This is a genomic window from Kineococcus aridisoli (assembly GCF_050871885.1).
Taxonomy (GTDB): Bacteria; Actinomycetota; Actinomycetes; order Actinomycetales; family Kineococcaceae; genus Kineococcus.
On the sequence record NZ_JBJLSF010000102.1, the window covers coordinates 1 to 17,141 of the forward strand.

The window sequence follows — 17,141 nt, forward strand, 5'->3', positions numbered from 1 at the left end:
GCGGCGCATCGCGCGCAGCTCGTGCGCGGCGCGCTGCGGGTCGGCGGGCGTCGCCGCCGTCGCGTCCAGCACGGTTCCCCACTCCCGACGGCCGGCAGGCGGTCCGGGCGGGGGGCAGGCCGTCGGGGGGGGGGGGGGGGGCCCCGCCCCCCGCCCCCCCCCCCCCCCCTCGGGGGGGCCCGCCGGGGGGCAGGGACCTGTCGTTGGACACTCAGAACCTCGGGACGGCGCTCACCGGGTGACGGATGTTCACCCGGTCAGCGCAAGCTTGTCACTGCTCGTGGACGACTGCTGTCTTATCAGTAATCAGTGTGCGCGAGTGGCACCGCCAGGAGCGTCGTCGTCGCGCGGGCTCTCCTCCGGCTTGACGAGGTTCAGGCCGCCGGGCGCCTGCCCCGGCGGCTCCGAGCCGGCGGGACCGTCCGCGGCGACGACGGCGGGGACGACGCGGGCGACGGCCCGGCGGGTCCACCGCGTGTGCAGACCGGGGGCGATCTCGAGGACCACCACGTCCCCGTCCACCTCGACGACCGTGCCGAACATGCCGGAGGTCGTCATGACCTCCGCGCCCGGGCCCACGTTGTTCTGCATCTCCTGCTGCGCCTTGCGCTGCTTGTTCGTCCGGCTGAACATGAAGACCAGCAGGGCGACCATGATCAGCAGGAAGACCAGCTGGCTGCTGCCACCACCCACGACAATCCCTCTCCGCGCCGGCGGGAACGACGGCTCACCGGCGCCTGCGCCGGCCTGGTGCCGGCACGGCCGGGCAACGGCGGAGGCACCCGCGCGGTTCCGCGCGGGGCCGCACCGGGACCGACCTGCCCGGGGAGTCTAGACGGGTCACCCACCCGGCCCAGCGCTGCGACGCGGGCGTCGCCGGGGACGGCCCCCGCCAGGCCTCCGCTCAGGACTCCTCGTCGGCCGGCGCCTCCTCGTCGAGGGGCGGCTGCCAGCTCCCGCCCACCGGCGCGTCGCGCGGCGGGGTCAGCCCCAGGTGCGCCCACGTCGCGGGCAGCGCGATCCGCCCCCGCGGCGTGCGGCCCAGCAGGCCCTCGCGCACGAGGAACGGCTCGGCCACCGTCTCGACGGTCTCGGCCTCCTCCCCCACGACGACCGCGAGCGTGGACAGCCCCACGGGCCCGCCGCCGAAGCGGCGGCACAGCGCGTCGAGCACCGCCTTGTCCAGGCGGTCCAGGCCCCGCTCGTCCACCTCGTAGACCTGCAGGGCGGCGCGGGCGGCGTGGCGGTCGACGATCCCCGAGCCGCGCACCTGCGCCCAGTCGCGCACCCGCCGCAGCAGCCGGTTGGCGATGCGCGGCGTGCCGCGCGAGCGCCCGCCGATCTCGGCCGCGCCCTCGGCGGTCAGCTGCACCCCCAGCAGGGAGGCGCTGCGGCGCAGCACCTGCACGAGCTCCTCGGGGCTGTAGTAGTCCAGGTAGCCGGTGAAGCCGAAGCGGTCGCGCAGCGGCGCCGGCAGCAGCCCGGCGCGGGTGGTCGCCCCGACGAGGGTGAACTTCGGCAGCTCCAGCGGGATCGCCGTGGCACCCGGGCCCTTGCCGACGACCACGTCGACCCGGTAGTCCTCCATGGCCATGTAGAGCATCTCCTCCGCCGGCCGGGCCATGCGGTGGATCTCGTCGAGGAAGAGCACCTCCCCCTCGTCCAGCGAGCTCAGCACCGCGGCCAGGTCGCCGGCGTGCTGGATGGCCGGGCCGCTGGACTGGCGCAGCGGTGCGCCCATCTCGGAGGCCACGATCATCGCCAGGGTCGTCTTGCCCAGACCGGGCGGGCCGGAGAAGAGCACGTGGTCGCTGGGCGCCTGCCGCGCCCGGGCCGCGTCGAGCACCAGCGACAGCTGCTCGCGCACCACCTTCTGGCCCACGAACTCGTCCAGCCCGTGCGGGCGCAGCGCCGACTCGGCGGCGCGCTCGCGCTCGTCGGCGCCCGGGGTCACCAGCCGCTCGTCCATCAGCGCCCCGACAGGTGGCGCAGGGCCGCGCGCAGCGTCGCGGCCACGTCGAGGGGACCGGCGCCGGCACCGTCCGCCGCGGCGCCACCGGAGCCGTCCCCGGAGCCGTCCCCGTCGGCGTCCCCGGTGACGACGTCGACGGCGTCCCCGGCCTGCTTGGCGGGGTAGCCCAGCCCGACGAGCGCGTCGACGACCTGCTGCCGGCGCACGTCCCCGGCCGGCACCTGCTCGACGGGGGCGCTCGCCCCGGCGCCCAGGGGCGGGCCGAGCCGGTCGCCCAGCTCCAGGCAGATCCGCTGGGCGCCCTTCTTGCCGATGCCCGGCACCCGCACCAGCGCCGCGTGGTCCTCGGCGGCCACGGCCGCGCGCAGCCCGTCGGGCCGGTGGACGGCGAGCATCGCCAGCGCCAGCCGCGGCCCGACGCCGGAGACGGTCTGCACGACCTCGAAGACCTCGCGCTCGTCGGCGTCGGCGAAGCCGAACAGCGTCAGGGAGTCCTCGCGGACCACCAGGGAGGTGTGCAGCAGCGCCTCCTCGCCGATCCGCAGCCCGGCGAGCGTGGCCGGGGCCGCCTGCACGAGCATGCCCACGCCCCCCACCTCCACGACAGCCGAGTCCAGCCGCACCGCGAGCACCCGCCCGCGCACCGACGCGATCACCCGTCCCCGTCCCTCCTCGCCGAACACCTGTACGAGGGGAGGCTAGCCACGGCCTCCGACACGACCCGCCAGGCGCGCCGCCGGAGCCGGGGTGCAGAGTGCCGCTCGTGAGCCACGAGCAGCACGAGAACCCGCGCCAGAACGTCACCTTCGCCGCCGCCACCGAGACCGGTCACGGGCACGGCTACCTGCGCGTGCCCGCCTCCGGCAGCGGCCCGGGCGTCGTCGTCGTCCAGGAGTGGTGGGGGCTGACCGACCACGTCGTCGCGATCGTCGACCGCTTCGCCGACGAGGGCTTCGTCGCCCTGGCCCCCGACCTGTACGGCGGGCGCACCACCCACGACTCCGCGGAGGCCGCGCGCTTCCTCGCCGAGCTGCCGCCCGAGCGCGCCGCCCGCGACCTCGCCGGGGCCGTGGACCACCTGCTGGGCCTGCCGCAGACCACGTCCTCGACCGCGGGGGCGGTGGGCTTCTGCATGGGCGGCGCCTTCGTGCTCGCCCTCGCCGCCCAGCAGGGCGAGCGGATCGGCGCGGCGGTGCCGTGGTACGGCGTGCCCGGGCCGGAGACGGACTTCAGCGGCCTGCGCGCGGCCGTGCTCGGCCACTTCGGCGAGGAGGACGCCTCGGTGCCCCTGGAGGCGGTGCTGGCGACGGAGGCGCGCATCCGCGAGCAGTCCGCGGCCGAGGTGACGATGCACGTCTACCCCGCGCCGCACGCCTTCTACAACGACGAGCGGCCCAGCTACCGCCGCGAGAGCGCCGAGCTGGCCTGGGAGCGCACCACGGCCTTCCTGCGCACCCACCTGTCCTGACCGACCGACCCCGACCGACCCCGACCGGCCTGCCCGCCGCGGGGCCCTCTCCCGCGGCGGGCGGTCTCAGCGGCGGGGCGGGGCGACGGCGCGCGCGGCGCGGACCGCCTCGGCGTAGCCGTTGCGGCGGCCGGTGACGAGCGCGGCGTGCGCGGCGGCCTCCAGCCGCGTGCTGGCCCCGCCGCGCCACAGGTGGCACAGCGCCAGCGCGAGGGCGTCGGCGGCGTCGGCGGGTCGTGGCGGGGCGTCCAGGCCCAGGATGCGGGTCACCATCGCGGTGACCTGCGCCTTGTCGGCCGTCCCGGAGCCGGTGACGGCCGCCTTGACCTCGCTGGGGGTGTGCATGGCCACCGGCAGCCCGCGCCGGGCCGCGGCCACGAGGACCAGGCCGGCGGCCTGGGCGGTGCCCATCACCGAGCGCACGTTGGACTGGGCGAAGACCCGCTCGACCGCGACGACGTCGGGCCGGTGGGCGTCCAGCCACTGCTCCAGGCCCTCGCTGATGGCGAGCAGCCGCGCCTGCACGGGGTCGGTGGCCGGGGTGCGCACGACGCCGACGGCGACCATCGAGGCCCGCCGGCCGGTGCGCACGGCGTCGACCACCCCCACCCCGCACCGGGTGAGACCGGGGTCGACCGCCAGCACGCGCACGGCCCCCACGATCGCACGTGGCGCTCGCGGGGGCCGTGACGGGCGCGCCCGGTGCGGGCGCGGGGTGCGCTCAGGCGTCCTCGAGGGCCGCCAGGACGTCGTCGGACACGTCGTAGTTGGCGAAGACATTCTGCACGTCGTCGCAGTCGTCGAGGGCGTCGACGAGGCGGAACACCTTCGCGGCGCCGTCGGCGTCCAGCGGCACCTGGACGCTGGGCACGAAGCTGGCGTCGGCGGAGTCGTAGTCGATGCCCGCGGCCTGCAGCGCCTCGCGCACGGCCACCAGGTCGGTGGCCTCGCAGACGACCTCGAAGGTGTCGCCCTGGTCGGTGACCTCCTCGGCGCCCGCCTCGAGCACCGCGGCGAGGACGTCGTCCTCGGTGAGGCCGGTGCCCTCCTTGCCGATGACGACGACGCCCTTGCGGCTGAACATGTACGCCACGCTGCCCGGGTCGGCCATCGAGCCGCCGTTGCGGGTCATCGCCGTGCGGACCTCCATGGCCGCGCGGTTCTTGTTGTCGGTGAGGCACTCGATGAGCAGCGCCACGCCGTTGGGGCCGTAGCCCTCGTACATGATCGTCTGCCAGTCGGCGCCACCGGCCTCCGCACCGGAGCCGCGCTTGACGGCGCGCTCGATGTTGTCGGCCGGCACCGAGGTCTTCTTCGCCTTCTGGATGGCGTCGAAGAGCGTCGGGTTGCCCGCGGGGTCGCCGCCGCCGGTGCGGGCGGCCACCTCGATGTTCTTGATGAGCCGAGCGAAGCTCTTGGCGCGCTTGGCGTCGACCACGGCCTTCTTGTGCTTGGTCGTCGCCCACTTGGAGTGGCCGGACATCTGCTTCCCTCCGCCGTTCGCTCGCTGTCGGTGCTGTCGGTGCTGCGGTGCCTGCGCTGCGGCCCGGGCGAGGTCTCAGCCCGCCGTCCGCGCCACCCTGTCGCGGACCACGTCCACGAAGTAGCGGTGCACCCGGTCGTCCCCGGTGATCTCCGGGTGGAACGACGTGGCCACCAGATCGCCCTGCCGCACTGCGACGATCCTACCCGCGGCCGGTCCCGCGCCCAGTCGGGCGAGCACCTGCACGCCCGCACCGGCCTCCTCCACCCACGGCGCGCGGATGAAGACCCCCAGCACGGGCGGGCCGCCGCCGGTCACCGCCTCCAGCGGGAGGTCCTCCTCCCAGCTGTCGACCTGGCGGCCGAAGGCGTTGCGGCGCACGGTGACGTCCAGCCCGCCGAGGGTCTGCTGGCCGGGGGCGCCGTCGAGGACGCGGTCGGCCAGCAGGATCATCCCGGCGCAGGAGCCGTAGACGGGCAGCCCCTCGCCGATGCGCTCGCGCAGCGCCTCGCGCAGCTCGAACACGCGCAGCAGGCGGTCGATCGTCGTGGACTCCCCGCCCGGCAGCACGAGGCCGTCCACCGCCTCCAGCTCGCAGCGGCGGCGCACGGTCACGGCGCGCGCTCCCCCGGCCTCCAGGGCGGCCAGGTGCTCGCGGACGTCGCCCTGCAGGGCCAGCACGCCGATCGTCGGGTCCTCGCGGCTCACCGGGCGAGCCTAGGGCGGGCGCGCACCCGCCCCGCCGCGGGGTGGACGGGCCTCAGCCGACGTCCCGGGGCGGGCCGCTCCAGCCCGTCGGCAGCCCGGTCGGCAGCTCGGCCAGCAGCTCGGTCAGCAGCTCGGCCAGCCGGGGCGGGTAGACGGTGTCGGTGGTCTCCCGCAGCTCCTGCGCGCTCCACCACCGCAGGTCGGTGAGGGTGGCCAGCTCCAGCTCGGTCCACCGCTCGCGCGAGAGCCGCGCCGACCCGGTGAGGCGGTGCACGAAGAACTCCTCGTGCTGGCGGCAGGGCTGCCCCAGGTAGGGGAAGTCGGCGGTGCGCACCCACACGGGACCGGTCAGCTCGCCCGGCACCACGAGCAGGCCGGTCTCCTCCAGCAGCTCGCGGGCGGCGGCCGCCCGGGCGTCCTCGCCCGCGCCGCGCCCGCCGCCGACGGTGAACCACCACGACTGGCCGGGGGCGGTGGGGTCGGTGCCGCGCACGAGCAGGACGCGGCCGGCGCCGTCGAGGACGACGACGCGGGCCGCGCTGCGGGTGCGGGTCCCGTCGGGGTCGGTGCCCCACTCGGGACCCAGCGGGTCCTGCGCGCTCAGCGGGTCACCAGCCGCGGGTGGCCAGGCGGTGCGGTGCAGGGATGGCCTCCACGTTCAGGCCCACCATGGCCTCGCCCAGCCCGCGGGAGACCTTGGCGATCACGTCGGGGTCGTCGTGGAAGGTGGTCGCCTTGACGATGGCCTCGGCGCGCCGGGCGGGGTCGCCGGACTTGAAGATGCCCGAGCCGACGAAGACGCCGTCGGCGCCCAGCTGCATCATCATCGCCGCGTCCGCGGGGGTGGCGATGCCGCCGGCGGTGAAGAGGACCACGGGCAGCTTCCCCTGCTCGGCGACCTCGCGGACCAGCTCGTAGGGGGCGGCCATCTCCTTGGCGGCCACGTACAGCTCGTCGGAGCTCATCGAGCGCAGCCGGTTGACCTCGGCGCGGATGGTGCGCATGTGGGTCACGGCGTTGGAGACGTCACCGGTGCCGGCCTCGCCCTTGGAGCGGATCATGGCCGCCCCCTCGGTGATGCGCCGCAGGGCCTCGCCGAGGTTCGTCGCCCCGCACACGAACGGCACGGTGAAGGCGTGCTTGTCGATGTGGTGGGCGTAGTCGGCGGGGGTGAGGACCTCGGACTCGTCGATGTAGTCCACGCCCAGCGACTGCAGCACGCGTGCCTCGACGAAGTGGCCGATGCGGGCCTTGGCCATGACGGGGATGGAGACCGCGGAGACGATGGAGTCGATCACGTCGGGGTCGCTCATCCGCGAGACGCCGCCCTCGGCGCGGATGTCGGCGGGCACGCGCTCCAGGGCCATGACGGCCACGGCGCCGGCGTCGGCGGCGATCCGGGCCTGCTCGGCGGTGACCACGTCCATGATCACACCGCCCTTGAGCATCTCGGCCATGCCGCGCTTGACGCGGGCGGTGCCGACCACGGGCCCGGCGGGGGTTCCGGTGGCCTGCTCGGTGCTGTCGGTGCTCACGTGACGTCCGCCTCGCGCTTCGTCTAGGGGTTCTCGGCACGCGCAGTGTACGAGCGCCGCGACCCCTCAGCCGTCGCCGCCGTCGTCGAAGTCCGCCGTCTCCGGCAGCCGGGCGTGACCGGCCAGCCGGGCCCAGCGCACCAGCCGCTTGGCCCGCAGCCGCCGGGTCTGCACGACGGCGTCGTTGTGGAAGCGCCGGGCCAGCCGCACCCGGTGCGCGGCGTCGGCCACCCGCGCCAGCCCCGGCCCGTCGCGCTCGGGCAGGGCCGCCGCGAGCGCCCGGGACAGGTCGCTCTCCACCCGCCAGCGCTCCGCGTCGTCGGTGTCGGTGGCGTCCCGCAGCGCGGGCGGGGTGCGCGGGGCGTCGAGGCTGGCGGTGGCGGCGTCGGCGAGCACCAGCGAGGAGGCCGGGTCCAGCTCCCCCGACGTGGCGTACTCCAACGCCGCCGACGCCCGGCGGGTGAGCTCGGCGTCGAGGGCGGCCCGGCTGGTCTCCACCCGCCGGTGCAGCCGGTCGAGGCGCTGGGCCGTCGCGGACAGGTACCAGGCCAGCGCGGACAGCACGAGCAGACCGGTCAGCGCCCACGCGACGCTCGTCACGGCGCGCTCCTGCGCCGGGCCGCCGGCGGGCGGGCCGCCTCCCCGGAGCGCACCGTCTCGTAGACGGCGAGCACCTCGGTCGCCACGACCGACCAGTCGTAGCGGCGGGCGGCGCGCTGCCCGGCCGCCGACAGCCGGGCCCGCTCGGCGGGGTCGGCGAGCAGCGCGAGCACGGCGTCCGCGGCGGCCCGGGCGTCCCCGGTGGGGAACAGCCGGCCGACCCGGCCCTCGTCGAGGACGCGGCGGAAGGCGCCGAGGTCGCTGGCCACGACGGCCGCCCCGGCGGCCAGCGCCTCCACCAGGACGATGCCGAAGCTCTCACCACCGGTGTGCGGGGCGAGGTAGACGTCGGCGCAGGCCAGCAGCGACTCCTTCGCCCGGTCGTCGACCGCGCCGAGGAACTCCACCGCCGACGGGTCGTCGAGCAGCGCCCGGGCCGCGTCCACGTCACCGCGGCCGGCGACGAGGAAGCGGGCGCCGGGGACGACGGCGCGCACCAGCGGGACGACCTCGCACAGCAGCGGCAGCCCCTTGCGGGGCTCGTCGAGGCGGCCGACGAAGGCGATGACGGGCCGCTGCGGCGTCCCGGTCCACCCCGGGCGCCGCGGCGCCCGCGCGAAGGCGTCGGTGAACACGCCGTTGGGCACGACGACCGCGTCCCCGCCGACGTGCTCGACGACGGTGCGCCGGGCGTCCTCGCTCACCGCGATCCGGGCGGCGATCTTCTCCAGGCTCGGGCGCAGCAGCGGGTAGGCGGCCTGCATGGCCCGCGAGCGCAGGTTGGCGGTGTGGAAGGTGGCCACGACGGGACCCTGCGCGGCCCACAGGGCCAGCAGCGAGGTGCTCGGCGCCAGCGGTTCGTGCACGTGCAGGACGTCGAAGCGGCCCTCGGCCAGCCAGCGCCGCACGCGGGCCGCGGTCACCGGGCCGAAGGACAGCCGTGCCACGGAGCCGTTGTAGGGCACCGCCACGACGCTGCCGCCGGGGTCGGCGAACGCCGGCAGGGTGCTCTCGTCGTCGGCGGGGGCCAGCACGCGGACGTGGTGGCCGAGGCCGAGCAGGTGCTCGGCGAGGTCGCGGACGTGGAACTGCACCCCCCCGGGCACGTCGAAGGAGTACGGGCAGACGATGCCGATCCTCACGCCCGTCCCCCCGCGGCGGCGCCGCCGGTCCCGGCCGCGAGGTCGGCCGTGAACAGCGGCTGCAGGACGTGCCACTCCTCGGGGTGGGCGCGCACCGCGGCGGCCAGCGCGTCGGCGCACTCCTGGGTCATGGCCGCGACCGCCGCCCGCCGCCGCTCGCGGGGGCCGTGGCCGGGCACGGCGGGCGGCACCCGCACCTGCGGACCGACCCGCACGACGAGCACGCGCACCCCGTCGCGCTCTTCGTGGTGCAGGGCGAAGGGGAACAGCGGCGCACCGGCGGCCAGCGCGAGGGCGGCGGGACCGGCGGCCATCCGCACCCGCTCGCCGAGGAAGTCGACCTCGACACCGGCGGCGGACAGGTCCCGGTCGGCGAGCAGCGGCACGAAGGCGCCCGCGCGCACCCGCTGCAGCAGCGTGCGGGAGGTGGCCGGCTCGCCCAGCGGCAGCACCTCCACCCCCAGCGAGCGCCGGAAGCGCACGAACTGCTCGAAGACGCTCTCGGGGCGCAGCCGCTCGGCGACGGTCACCACCGGCGCCAGCGCCACGGTCGACCACGCCGCCGCGTGGTCCCAGTCGCCGAGGTGGCCGAGGAACCCGACGGCGCCGCGGCCGGTGGCCAGCGCCGCGCGCAGCTCCTCACCGCCCTCGAAGCGCACGGTGGCGACGAGGCGCTCGCGGGAGAGGGCGGGCAGGCGGAAGGCGTCCAGCCAGTAGCGGGCGTAGCTGCGCAGCCCCGCGCGCACCAGCGCGTCCAGCTCCGCGGGGCCCGCCCCGGGCCGCGCCCGGCGCAGGTTGGCGCGCAGCTGCCGCACCCGGGGGCCGCCGCCGGCGGCGACGCGGTCGGCCAGGCGCTCGACCAGGGCGACGGCCGGGCCCTCGGGCACGAGCGCGGCCAGGCGCCAGCCGAGCCGGAAACCGGTGCCGACGAGGGCGTCGCGGACCCGGCTCACGCGTCCGCGGCGGCGGCGGCCGCGACGGCCTGCCGGCGCACCGTGGCCATGCGCTGCACGACGGTCACGAGGCTGGCCACGGCGAGCAGCCCGAGGACGACCTGGAGGAAGACCAGCGGCACCCCCAGGCCGGTGAGGGCGGCCCCCACCAGCACGGCCACCAGCCGGTCGGAGCGCTCGGCGATGCCGACGTTCGCGGTGAACCCGAGCCCCTCGGCGCGGGCCTTGGCGTAGGAGACGATGCTGCCCAGGACCAGGCACAGCAGCGCCAGGCCCGCGGCGAGGGGGTCGTCCCCGCCGTGCGGGCCGCCGCGCGCGAACCAGACGGCGAGACCGCCGAAGACGGCGCCGTCGCCGAAGCGGTCCAGCGTGGAGTCCAGGTAGGCGCCCCACTTGCCCGAGCGGCCCGTCGCGCGGGCCATGATCCCGTCGAGGGTGTCGGAGAAGACGAAGAAGGTCACCGCGATCGAGCCCCAGAACAGGTGGCCCGTGGGGTAGAGCACCAGGGCGCTGGCGACCACGCCGAGGGTGCCGAGGAACGTGACGGCGTCGGGGGTCAGCCCCATCCGCAGCAGCAGGTGCGCCACCGGGGCGAGGACCTTGGTGATCACCGCGCGCGCGTACCTGTTGAGCATCGTCTCGTCGTTCGTCGGGGACCGGGAGGCCTCAGGGTAGCCGTCGGGACCGCCGGCGCCGCGCAGGCTCGCACGGCGCGGGCCCGCACCGCGGCGGGCCCGCTCCCCTAGGGTCGCGCTGTGCTGCGCCTGTCCGGTCCCGCCCGCTGGTGGCGCACCGCGCTCGCCCTGACCGCCCTGGCGCTGCTGGTGGACGGCACGCTGCGCGGCGACGACGACCGGTGGCCGTTCGCACCGATGTCGCAGTACGCCTTCGCCGTCGACCTGGACGGCGAGATCCGCTCCACGCACGTGCGGGCGGTGACGGTCGACGGCGACGAGCAGGTGGTGCGGCTGTCCCCGGGCGGGGTGGGGCTGCGCCGCGCGGAGGTGGAGGGGCAGCTGGGCCGCTTCGTGGCCGACCCCTCGCTGCTGGAGGCGATCGCCGCGGCCCACGCGCGCCGCCACCCGGACGCCGCCCGCTACGCGCGCCTGGACCTCGTGCAGGACGTCAGCAGGCTGCGCGCCGGGACGGTCGCGGGCACCCGCACCGAGCAGCTGGCCACCTGGACGGTGCCCGACCCGGCGCACCCGATGGGCTGCTGCCGGTGAGCGCGCCGCTCGGGCCGGCGGGCTCCGCGACCGGGCGCGGCGCGCCCGCCCGCGCCGCCGCGGCGTGGCGCGCGTGGTGGTTCCCGGCGCTCCCGATGCGGCGGGTGGCGCTGCTGCGCACGCTGCTGCACCTGTTCGTGGTCCTCGACGCCTGGCGCATCACCACGTGGCCGCTGGCGCACGGGGACGTGCCGGCCGAGCTGTACCGGCCGGTGCTGCTGTTCCGGCTGCTGCACGTGCCCGCCCCGGCGCCGCCGGTGACGCACCTGGCGCTGGGGGTGCTGACCGCGAGCGCGCTCGTCGTGGCGGCCGGTCGCCTGCCCCGGCTGGCCGGTGCGGTGTGCGCCGCCGCGTACCTGTACTGGCTGGGCAACGCGTTCGGCTACTCCAAGATCGACCACGACCACCTGGCGCTGCTGGTGGCGCTGTGCGTGCTGCCGACGGTGGGGGCGGTCCGCGAGCGCGGCGACCGCGCGGCGGGCGCGCTCAGCGAGGCGGCCGGGTGGGCGCTGCGCTGCGTGCAGGTGGCAGCGGTCTGCACGTACTTCCTGGCCGCGATCGCCAAGGTGCGCTTCGGCGGGTGGGACTGGGCCGCCGGCGCGGTCTTCACGTGGGCGTTCTCGCGCCGCGGCGGCGGGCTGGGCGAACTGCTGCTGTCGGTGCCGCACCTGGTCGTCGCGATGCAGTGGGTGGTGCTGCTGGCCGAGTTCGCGAGCCCGGTGGTGCTGTGGCTGCGCGGGCGGGCGCTGGCGGCGTGGCTGGTGTTCTGGGGCCTGTTCCACCTCGGCACGTACCTGACGATCGGCATCCACTTCCTGCCGACCGTGGTGTGCCTGCTGGCGTTCGTCCCGCTGGAGCGGGTGCTGCCTCAGCTGCGCGGCAGGACGCAGGCGGCGGTGCCGCCGGGCAGCCGGTGGCGGTTGCGGGCGACCCAGCGGTAGCCCGCCCCGGCCAGCGCGCGCACCCCCGGCAGCTGCAGCACCGCCCCGGCCAGCGGCAGCGGGAAGGCGCTGCGCCGCAGCAGCCGGGCGACGGCGTCCTGGGCGGACCAGGCGCGTCCGCGCTCGTCGACGAGCTGCAGCGCCTCGTCGCAGGCCTGCGGGGTCAGGCCCAGCGGTGCCAGGTCCAGCGCCTGCCACGGCTGCACGTCGACGTCGGCCCGCAGCCGCGGGACGAGGCCGGCCAGCCGGGTGCACACCCCGCAGTCGCCGTCGAAGACGAGGACCGGCCTCACGAGGGGCCCGCGGGTGCGGTCGTCCAGGCCGCGGCGAGCCGGGCCCGGGTGTCCTCCAGCAGCTCGGGCATCGCCTTGGTGCGGCCGACGACGGGCAGGAAGTTCGCGTCGCCCTCCCAGCGGGGCACGACGTGCTGGTGCAGGTGCGCGGCGATGCCGGCGCCGGCGACCGCGCCCTGGTTCATGCCGATGTTGAAGCCCGCCGGCGCCGAGGCCGCGCGCAGCGTGAAGACGGCCGCGCGGGTGAAGGTGGTGAACTCCGTCAGCTCGTCGGGGGTGAGGTCGACGTAGGAGGACACGTGGCGGTACGGGCACACCATGAGGTGGCCGGGGTTGTAGGGGAAGAGGTTGAGCACCGCGAACACGTGCTCGCCGCGGTGCACGAGCAGCCCCTCGGCGTCCGCCCCGCGCGGAGCGCGGCAGAACGGGCACGCGTCGGGGTCGTGCGGGTCGGCGGGCTTCTTCTCGCCCTTGATGTAGGCCAGCCGGTGCGGCGTCCACAGCCGCCCGAACCCGTCGGGCTGGCCCGCGAAGCCCTCCGCGGGCTCCGCGGTCGGCTCCGCGGGCGCTCCCGCGGACGGCTGCCCGGACGGCTGCCCGGCCGGGTGCGCGTCGGGGCCGGCCATCAGACCTGCACGCGGGCGGCGACGGCGGCGGCGATCTTGTCCACGGCCTCGGCCACCGGGACGCCGTTCTCCTGGCTGCCGTCGCGGTAGCGGAAGGAGACCGCACCCGCTTCGACGTCCTCGGCACCGGCGATGAGCAGGAAGGGGATCTTCTGCTTGGTCCAGGTGCGGATCTTCTTGGGCATGCGGTCGTCGGCGTCGTCGACCTCGACGCGGATGCCGCGCGCGCGCAGCTGCTCGGCGACCTGCTGCAGGTGCGGCACGTGCGCGTCGGCCACGGGGATGCCGACCACCTGCACGGGCGCCAGCCACACCGGGAAGGCGCCGGCGTAGTGCTCGACGAGGACGCCGAAGAACCGCTCCAGGGAGCCGAACTTGGCGGAGTGGATCATCACCGGCTGCTGCTTGGAGCCGTCGGCGGCGGTGTACTCCAGCCCGAAGCGGGCGGGCTGGTTGAAGTCGTACTGGATGGTCGACATCTGCCAGGTGCGGCCGATGGCGTCGCGGGCCTGCACGGAGATCTTCGGTCCGTAGAACGCCGCCCCGCCGGGGTCGGGGACGAGGTCGAGGCCGGTGGCGCGGGCGGCCTCCTCCAGGACGGCGGTGGCCTGCGCCCACTGCTCGTCGGTCCCGATGAACTTCTCGGAGTCCCCGCGGGTGGACAGCTCCAGGTAGTAGTCGTCGAGGCCGAAGTCGCGCAGCAGGCCCAGGACGAAGTCGAGCAGGTGGCGGATCTCCGCCGGCGCCTGCTCGGCGGTGACGTAGCTGTGCGAGTCGTCCTGGGTCAGCCCCCGCACGCGGGTCAGGCCGTGCACGACGCCGCTCTTCTCGTAGCGGTACACCGACCCGAACTCGAACAGCCGCAGCGGCAGCTCGCGGTAGGAGCGCCCGCGCGAGCGGAAGATCAGGTTGTGCATGGGGCAGTTCATGGCCTTGAGGTAGTACTTGCTGTTCTCCAGCTCCATCGCCGGGAACATCGTGTCCTCGTAGTACGGCAGGTGGCCGGAGGTCTCGAACAGCCCGCCCTTGGAGATGTGCGGGGTGCCGACGTAGGAGAAGCCCTCCTCGATGTGCCGGCGGCGGACGTAGTCCTCCATCTCCCGCTTGACCACCCCGCCCTTGGGGTGGAAGACGACGAGGCCGGAGCCGATCTCGTCGGGGAAGGAGAAGAGGTCCAGCTCGGCGCCCAGCCGGCGGTGGTCGCGCCGCTCGGCCTCGGCGATGCGCTCCTGGTAGGCCTTCAGCTCGTCCTTGGAGGGCCAGGCGGTGCCGTAGACGCGCTGCAGCTGCGGGTTCTTCTCGCTGCCGCGCCAGTAGGCCGCCGCCGAGCGCAGCAGGCTGAAGCCGTTGCCCACCAGCCGCGTGGTGGGCAGGTGCGGACCGCGGCACAGGTCCTTCCAGGCGACGCTGCCGTCGCGGCGGACGTTGTCGTAGATCGTCAGCTCGCCGGCGCCGACCTCGACGTCGGCCCCTTCGGCGGCGTCACCGGCGCTGGACTTCAGGCCGATGAGCTCCAGCTTGTAGGGCTCGTCGGCCAGCTCGGCGCGGGCCTCGTCGTCGCTGACGACCCGGCGCACGAAGCGCTGGCCCTCCTTGACGATCCTCTGCACCGTCTTCTCGAGGGTCTTGAGGTCCTCGGGGGTGAAGGGGCGCTCGACGTCGAAGTCGTAGTAGAAGCCGTCGCGGATCGGCGGCCCGATGCCCAGCTTGGCCTCGGGGAAGTGCTGCTGCACGGCCTGGGCGACCACGTGGGCGGCGGAGTGGCGCAGCACCGCCAGGCCCTCCTCGGAGGAGACGAGCACGCCCTCCACCTCGTCGCCGTCGACCAGCGGGTGCGACAGGTCGCGCAGCACGCCGTTGACGCGGGCGACGACGACGTCGCGGTCGTCGGCGAACAGCTCCCCCGCCGTCGTGCCGGCCGCCACCTGCTGCGCGTCGCCGGAGCGGGTGATGGTGAGCTGGGCGGACACAGCGTGCCTCCGGAGTGCTGCGGGAAAGGACCCGCCGACTCTATCCGGGTGAGCGGCGCGCCGACGCGACGCCCGCCCGGGCTCAGCGGTGCCGGGCGGGCAGCCGCAGGCGCACCGGGTCGCCGACGCGCAGCTGCCCGCCCGCGGCGACGGCGGCGAACAGCCCCGCGCAGTGCCTCGGGCGCTCGCCCAGCCGCAGCTCGACCGGGCCGCAGCGCAGCAGCGCGCCCACGAGCTCGCCGGGGTCCGGCTCGGGACCGTCGAGCTCGAGCAGCAGGTTCGCGCGCGAGGAGTCGCCCGCGGCCGGGTCGGCTCGCTGGGCGGTGGTGACGACGTGGACGGGGGCGACCTGGCGCGCTCCGCCGTCGGCGGCGCGCAGGTGGACGCCGGCGACCCCGAGGAAGGCGTCGAGGTCGGTGGAGCCGTCGGGCGTGCGCACGACCGGGGTACCGACGCCGTCACCGACGCCGTCACCGGTGACGTCCAGGCGCAGCTCGCGCAGGCGGGGGTGGTGCTTGGCGACGAGGACGGTGCCGTCGGCGGCGGCGAGCACGTGGCTGCGGTCGCCCCGCAGACCGTCCCGGGTGACCTCGGCGCGCTGCGGGCAGCGTCCGGCGACGGACTTCACGGGGAAGGTGGAGATGAGGCGGAGGACGCCGACGAGGTCGCTCACGTGCTCTCCAGGGTCGTGCTGGTGGGCGATACTGGGTTCGAACCAGTGACCCCCTCGGTGTGAACGAGGTGCTCTACCACTGAGCTAATCGCCCGGTGCGTGGCGCTGACCGCGACCGGCAGAGCAACCATACCGTCTCCGCGACCGTGCTCGTGACCGCCCCGCGCTCACAGCCCCGGCACCCGCGTCAGCTGCGCGGTCACCACCTCCGGGGTCCAGGCGGGCACGCCCTGCCAGGCCAGGTAGCCCCAGACCGCACCGGTGACGACCAGGGCGGTGCCCCCGGCCAGGGCCCCGCGCACCGCGAGCGAGCGCGCGGCGAGCCACTGCCCCCACCGGTGCACGTGGCGGCGAGCGAAGGCGTTCAGCCGCCGCGCCGAGGAGAACTCCGAGCCCAGCACGGCCAGCCCGAGGAAGACGACGAGCCAGCCCGGGCCCGGCAGCGGCACGAGCACCAGGCCCAGCAGCACCACGGCCGTGCCCGCCGCGCCCACCACGGCCCGGTAGACGCGGTTCTTGTGGGTGTCCGCCCGGATGCGCTCGCGGCGCTCGTGGAGGGCGACCCGCAGCCGGTGCGCCCGGCGCCGGCGCAGGTGCACCAGGTGCGCCGAGCGCTCGACGGGCCGGTCGGCGGCGGGCGCGAAGGCCAGCGCGCCCGCCACCGCGTCCGCCGCCGCGGCACCGTCCGCCGCCCCGCCCGCGACCTCCTCGGCCGCGCCGGGGACCGCCTCGCCCCCGGCCCGCCGGGGAGCCGGTGGCGGGTCCGGCAGCTCCCGCTCCTGCTGGTCGTCTCGCACCGCTCGCACCTGCACCCTCCGTCCGCTGCCCTGCACCGTCAACGCGCGGGGGGCCCGCCGTGCTCCCGCCCGCTGTGGAGGTTCTGGGAGGGCCGGGGAGCACCCCGCCGCCGGCCCTCCCGGAGCCCGGTGACGGGCGGGGGAACCGACGACGACGCGCCCGCGTCCCAGTTGCGTCGTTCGGGTGTTTCAGAAGCCCGCGCGGTGGGAAACTCCTGGACACGGTCGCTGGAGCCCGTCAGCGGCCATGAGCACACGGAGGTCGACGTGCCTGCACTGCCGCACCGCAAGACCGAGGTCGACGTCGACGTGTCGTTGCGCCTGAGGACCGCCAGCGGTCCGGGCCTCCCCGTCCCCGCCAGCCTCCACTACGGAGCTGACGACCCCTACGCCATCCACGCGGTCTTCCGCGGGGGCGACACGGACGTGGAGTGGGTCTTCGCCCGCGACCTGCTGAGGGAGGGGCTGACCGCACCCGCCGGCACCGGTGACGTGCAGGTGCGGCCCTGCTCCGACTCCCTCGACGGCCGCCCCCGCGTCCTGCTGCGCCTGTCGTCGCCCGACGGCAACGCGGAGCTGGAGGCCGACGAGGCCGACGTGCGGCGCTTCCTGCGCCGCGCCGACGCGCTCGTGCCGCCGGGGCGCGAGGCCCGCCACCTGGACCTGGACGAGCTCATCGCCCGGCTGGTGTCCTGACGCACGGCAGCTCGACGTGGCGCGGCCCGCCGCCGGCACCGACGCCGGCGGCGGTGGA

Annotated in this window: 21 protein-coding genes and 1 tRNA gene; 4 read left to right on the forward strand and 18 right to left on the reverse strand. The window is 76.0% G+C overall.

Annotated features, from left to right (window positions below; genetic code table 11):
- Positions 1 to 306: 306 nt before the first annotated feature.
- The 3 genes from yajC to ruvA form a co-directional block, all read right to left on the reverse strand.
- Complete coding sequence (gene yajC, locus ACRYM2_RS20190; protein WP_432524226.1) at positions 307 to 693, reverse strand: preprotein translocase subunit YajC; 387 nt, start codon at positions 691 to 693, stop codon at positions 307 to 309.
- A gap of 211 nt (positions 694 to 904) precedes the next feature.
- Complete coding sequence (ruvB, locus tag ACRYM2_RS20195) at positions 905 to 1,969, reverse strand: Holliday junction branch migration DNA helicase RuvB (RefSeq protein ID WP_432524227.1); 1,065 nt, start codon at positions 1,967 to 1,969, stop codon at positions 905 to 907.
- Complete coding sequence (ruvA, locus tag ACRYM2_RS20200; protein ID WP_432524228.1) at positions 1,969 to 2,628, reverse strand: Holliday junction branch migration protein RuvA; 660 nt, start codon at positions 2,626 to 2,628, stop codon at positions 1,969 to 1,971. Before ruvA ends, ruvB begins: the two co-directional genes overlap by 1 nt.
- A 107-nt stretch (positions 2,629 to 2,735) precedes the next feature.
- Here ruvA and ACRYM2_RS20205 point away from each other — a divergent pair, with 107 nt between their 5' ends.
- Positions 2,736 to 3,440 carry a dienelactone hydrolase family protein gene (locus ACRYM2_RS20205; protein ID WP_432524229.1) on the forward strand — a complete coding sequence of 235 codons (705 nt, stop codon included), beginning with the start codon at positions 2,736 to 2,738 and terminating at the stop codon, positions 3,438 to 3,440.
- A gap of 66 nt (positions 3,441 to 3,506) precedes the next feature.
- Here the strand turns inward: ACRYM2_RS20205 and ruvC are convergent, their stop codons facing one another.
- From ruvC to pgsA, 9 genes are all read right to left on the reverse strand, one after another.
- On the reverse strand, positions 3,507 to 4,091 hold the full coding sequence (ruvC, locus tag ACRYM2_RS20210; protein WP_432524230.1) for a crossover junction endodeoxyribonuclease RuvC: 585 nt from the start codon (positions 4,089 to 4,091) through the stop codon (positions 3,507 to 3,509).
- Positions 4,092 to 4,161: 70 nt separating this feature from the next.
- A complete protein-coding gene (locus ACRYM2_RS20215) occupies positions 4,162 to 4,923 on the reverse strand; it encodes a YebC/PmpR family DNA-binding transcriptional regulator (protein WP_432524231.1) in 762 nt (253 codons plus the stop codon).
- A gap of 75 nt (positions 4,924 to 4,998) precedes the next feature.
- Positions 4,999 to 5,631, reverse strand: coding sequence for a pyridoxal 5'-phosphate synthase glutaminase subunit PdxT (gene pdxT, locus ACRYM2_RS20220; protein ID WP_432524232.1), 633 nt, complete (start codon positions 5,629 to 5,631; stop codon positions 4,999 to 5,001).
- Between the two features lie 52 nt (positions 5,632 to 5,683).
- Positions 5,684 to 6,274, reverse strand: a complete 591-nt coding sequence (locus tag ACRYM2_RS20225; protein WP_432524246.1) for an NUDIX hydrolase — start codon at positions 6,272 to 6,274, stop codon at positions 5,684 to 5,686.
- Positions 6,240 to 7,166 (reverse strand): pyridoxal 5'-phosphate synthase lyase subunit PdxS, encoded by a 927-nt coding sequence (pdxS, locus tag ACRYM2_RS20230; protein ID WP_432524233.1) that lies wholly within the window; start codon positions 7,164 to 7,166, stop codon positions 6,240 to 6,242. The genes ACRYM2_RS20225 and pdxS overlap by 35 nt, the downstream gene beginning before the upstream one ends.
- 66 nt (positions 7,167 to 7,232) lie before the next feature.
- The gene (locus tag ACRYM2_RS20235) at positions 7,233 to 7,766 is read right to left on the reverse strand and encodes a hypothetical protein (protein WP_432524234.1); all 534 of its coding nucleotides are present in this window, start codon (positions 7,764 to 7,766) and stop codon (positions 7,233 to 7,235) included.
- Complete coding sequence (locus tag ACRYM2_RS20240; protein WP_432524235.1) at positions 7,763 to 8,908, reverse strand: glycosyltransferase family 4 protein; 1,146 nt, start codon at positions 8,906 to 8,908, stop codon at positions 7,763 to 7,765. Before ACRYM2_RS20240 ends, ACRYM2_RS20235 begins: the two co-directional genes overlap by 4 nt.
- Positions 8,905 to 9,861, reverse strand: a complete 957-nt coding sequence (locus ACRYM2_RS20245) for a phosphatidylinositol mannoside acyltransferase (protein ID WP_432524236.1) — start codon at positions 9,859 to 9,861, stop codon at positions 8,905 to 8,907. Before ACRYM2_RS20245 ends, ACRYM2_RS20240 begins: the two co-directional genes overlap by 4 nt.
- Entirely contained in the window at positions 9,858 to 10,496 is a 639-nt protein-coding gene (pgsA, locus tag ACRYM2_RS20250; RefSeq protein WP_432524237.1) for a phosphatidylinositol phosphate synthase, read from the reverse strand. The genes ACRYM2_RS20245 and pgsA overlap by 4 nt, the downstream gene beginning before the upstream one ends.
- Positions 10,497 to 10,616: 120 nt before the next feature.
- Here pgsA and ACRYM2_RS20255 point away from each other — a divergent pair, with 120 nt between their 5' ends.
- Together ACRYM2_RS20255 and ACRYM2_RS20260 are read left to right on the forward strand one after the other, a co-directional pair.
- Positions 10,617 to 11,087, forward strand: a complete 471-nt coding sequence (locus ACRYM2_RS20255; RefSeq protein WP_432524238.1) for a hypothetical protein — start codon at positions 10,617 to 10,619, stop codon at positions 11,085 to 11,087.
- Positions 11,084 to 12,028 carry a hypothetical protein gene (locus ACRYM2_RS20260; protein WP_432524239.1) on the forward strand — a complete coding sequence of 315 codons (945 nt, stop codon included), beginning with the start codon at positions 11,084 to 11,086 and terminating at the stop codon, positions 12,026 to 12,028. The genes ACRYM2_RS20255 and ACRYM2_RS20260 overlap by 4 nt, the downstream gene beginning before the upstream one ends.
- On the opposite strand, the gene ACRYM2_RS20265 is transcribed toward ACRYM2_RS20260, so the two are convergent.
- The 6 genes from ACRYM2_RS20265 to ACRYM2_RS20290 all read right to left on the reverse strand — a co-directional run bounded on the left by ACRYM2_RS20265 (position 11,956) and on the right by ACRYM2_RS20290 (position 16,387).
- Positions 11,956 to 12,321 carry a thiol-disulfide oxidoreductase DCC family protein gene (locus ACRYM2_RS20265; protein ID WP_432524240.1) on the reverse strand — a complete coding sequence of 122 codons (366 nt, stop codon included), beginning with the start codon at positions 12,319 to 12,321 and terminating at the stop codon, positions 11,956 to 11,958. The genes ACRYM2_RS20260 and ACRYM2_RS20265 overlap by 73 nt on opposite strands.
- Positions 12,318 to 12,947 (reverse strand): HIT domain-containing protein, encoded by a 630-nt coding sequence (locus ACRYM2_RS20270; protein ID WP_432524241.1) that lies wholly within the window; start codon positions 12,945 to 12,947, stop codon positions 12,318 to 12,320. Before ACRYM2_RS20270 ends, ACRYM2_RS20265 begins: the two co-directional genes overlap by 4 nt.
- Positions 12,947 to 14,917, reverse strand: a complete 1,971-nt coding sequence (gene thrS / locus ACRYM2_RS20275) for a threonine--tRNA ligase (RefSeq protein WP_432524242.1) — start codon at positions 14,915 to 14,917, stop codon at positions 12,947 to 12,949. The genes ACRYM2_RS20270 and thrS overlap by 1 nt, the downstream gene beginning before the upstream one ends.
- Before the next feature lie 82 nt (positions 14,918 to 14,999).
- Positions 15,000 to 15,590: an MOSC N-terminal beta barrel domain-containing protein gene (locus ACRYM2_RS20280; protein WP_432524243.1), complete on the reverse strand. Its 591-nt coding sequence runs from the start codon at positions 15,588 to 15,590 to the stop codon at positions 15,000 to 15,002.
- Between the two features lie 19 nt (positions 15,591 to 15,609).
- Positions 15,610 to 15,684 (reverse strand) — tRNA-Val (locus tag ACRYM2_RS20285).
- Between the two features lie 73 nt (positions 15,685 to 15,757).
- Positions 15,758 to 16,387 (reverse strand): TIGR02611 family protein, encoded by a 630-nt coding sequence (locus ACRYM2_RS20290; protein WP_432524244.1) that lies wholly within the window; start codon positions 16,385 to 16,387, stop codon positions 15,758 to 15,760.
- A 267-nt stretch (positions 16,388 to 16,654) separates the two neighbouring features.
- Here ACRYM2_RS20290 and ACRYM2_RS20295 point away from each other — a divergent pair, with 267 nt between their 5' ends.
- A complete protein-coding gene (locus ACRYM2_RS20295; protein ID WP_432524245.1) occupies positions 16,655 to 17,083 on the forward strand; it encodes an SsgA family sporulation/cell division regulator in 429 nt (142 codons plus the stop codon).
- Positions 17,084 to 17,141: the final 58 nt, after the last annotated feature.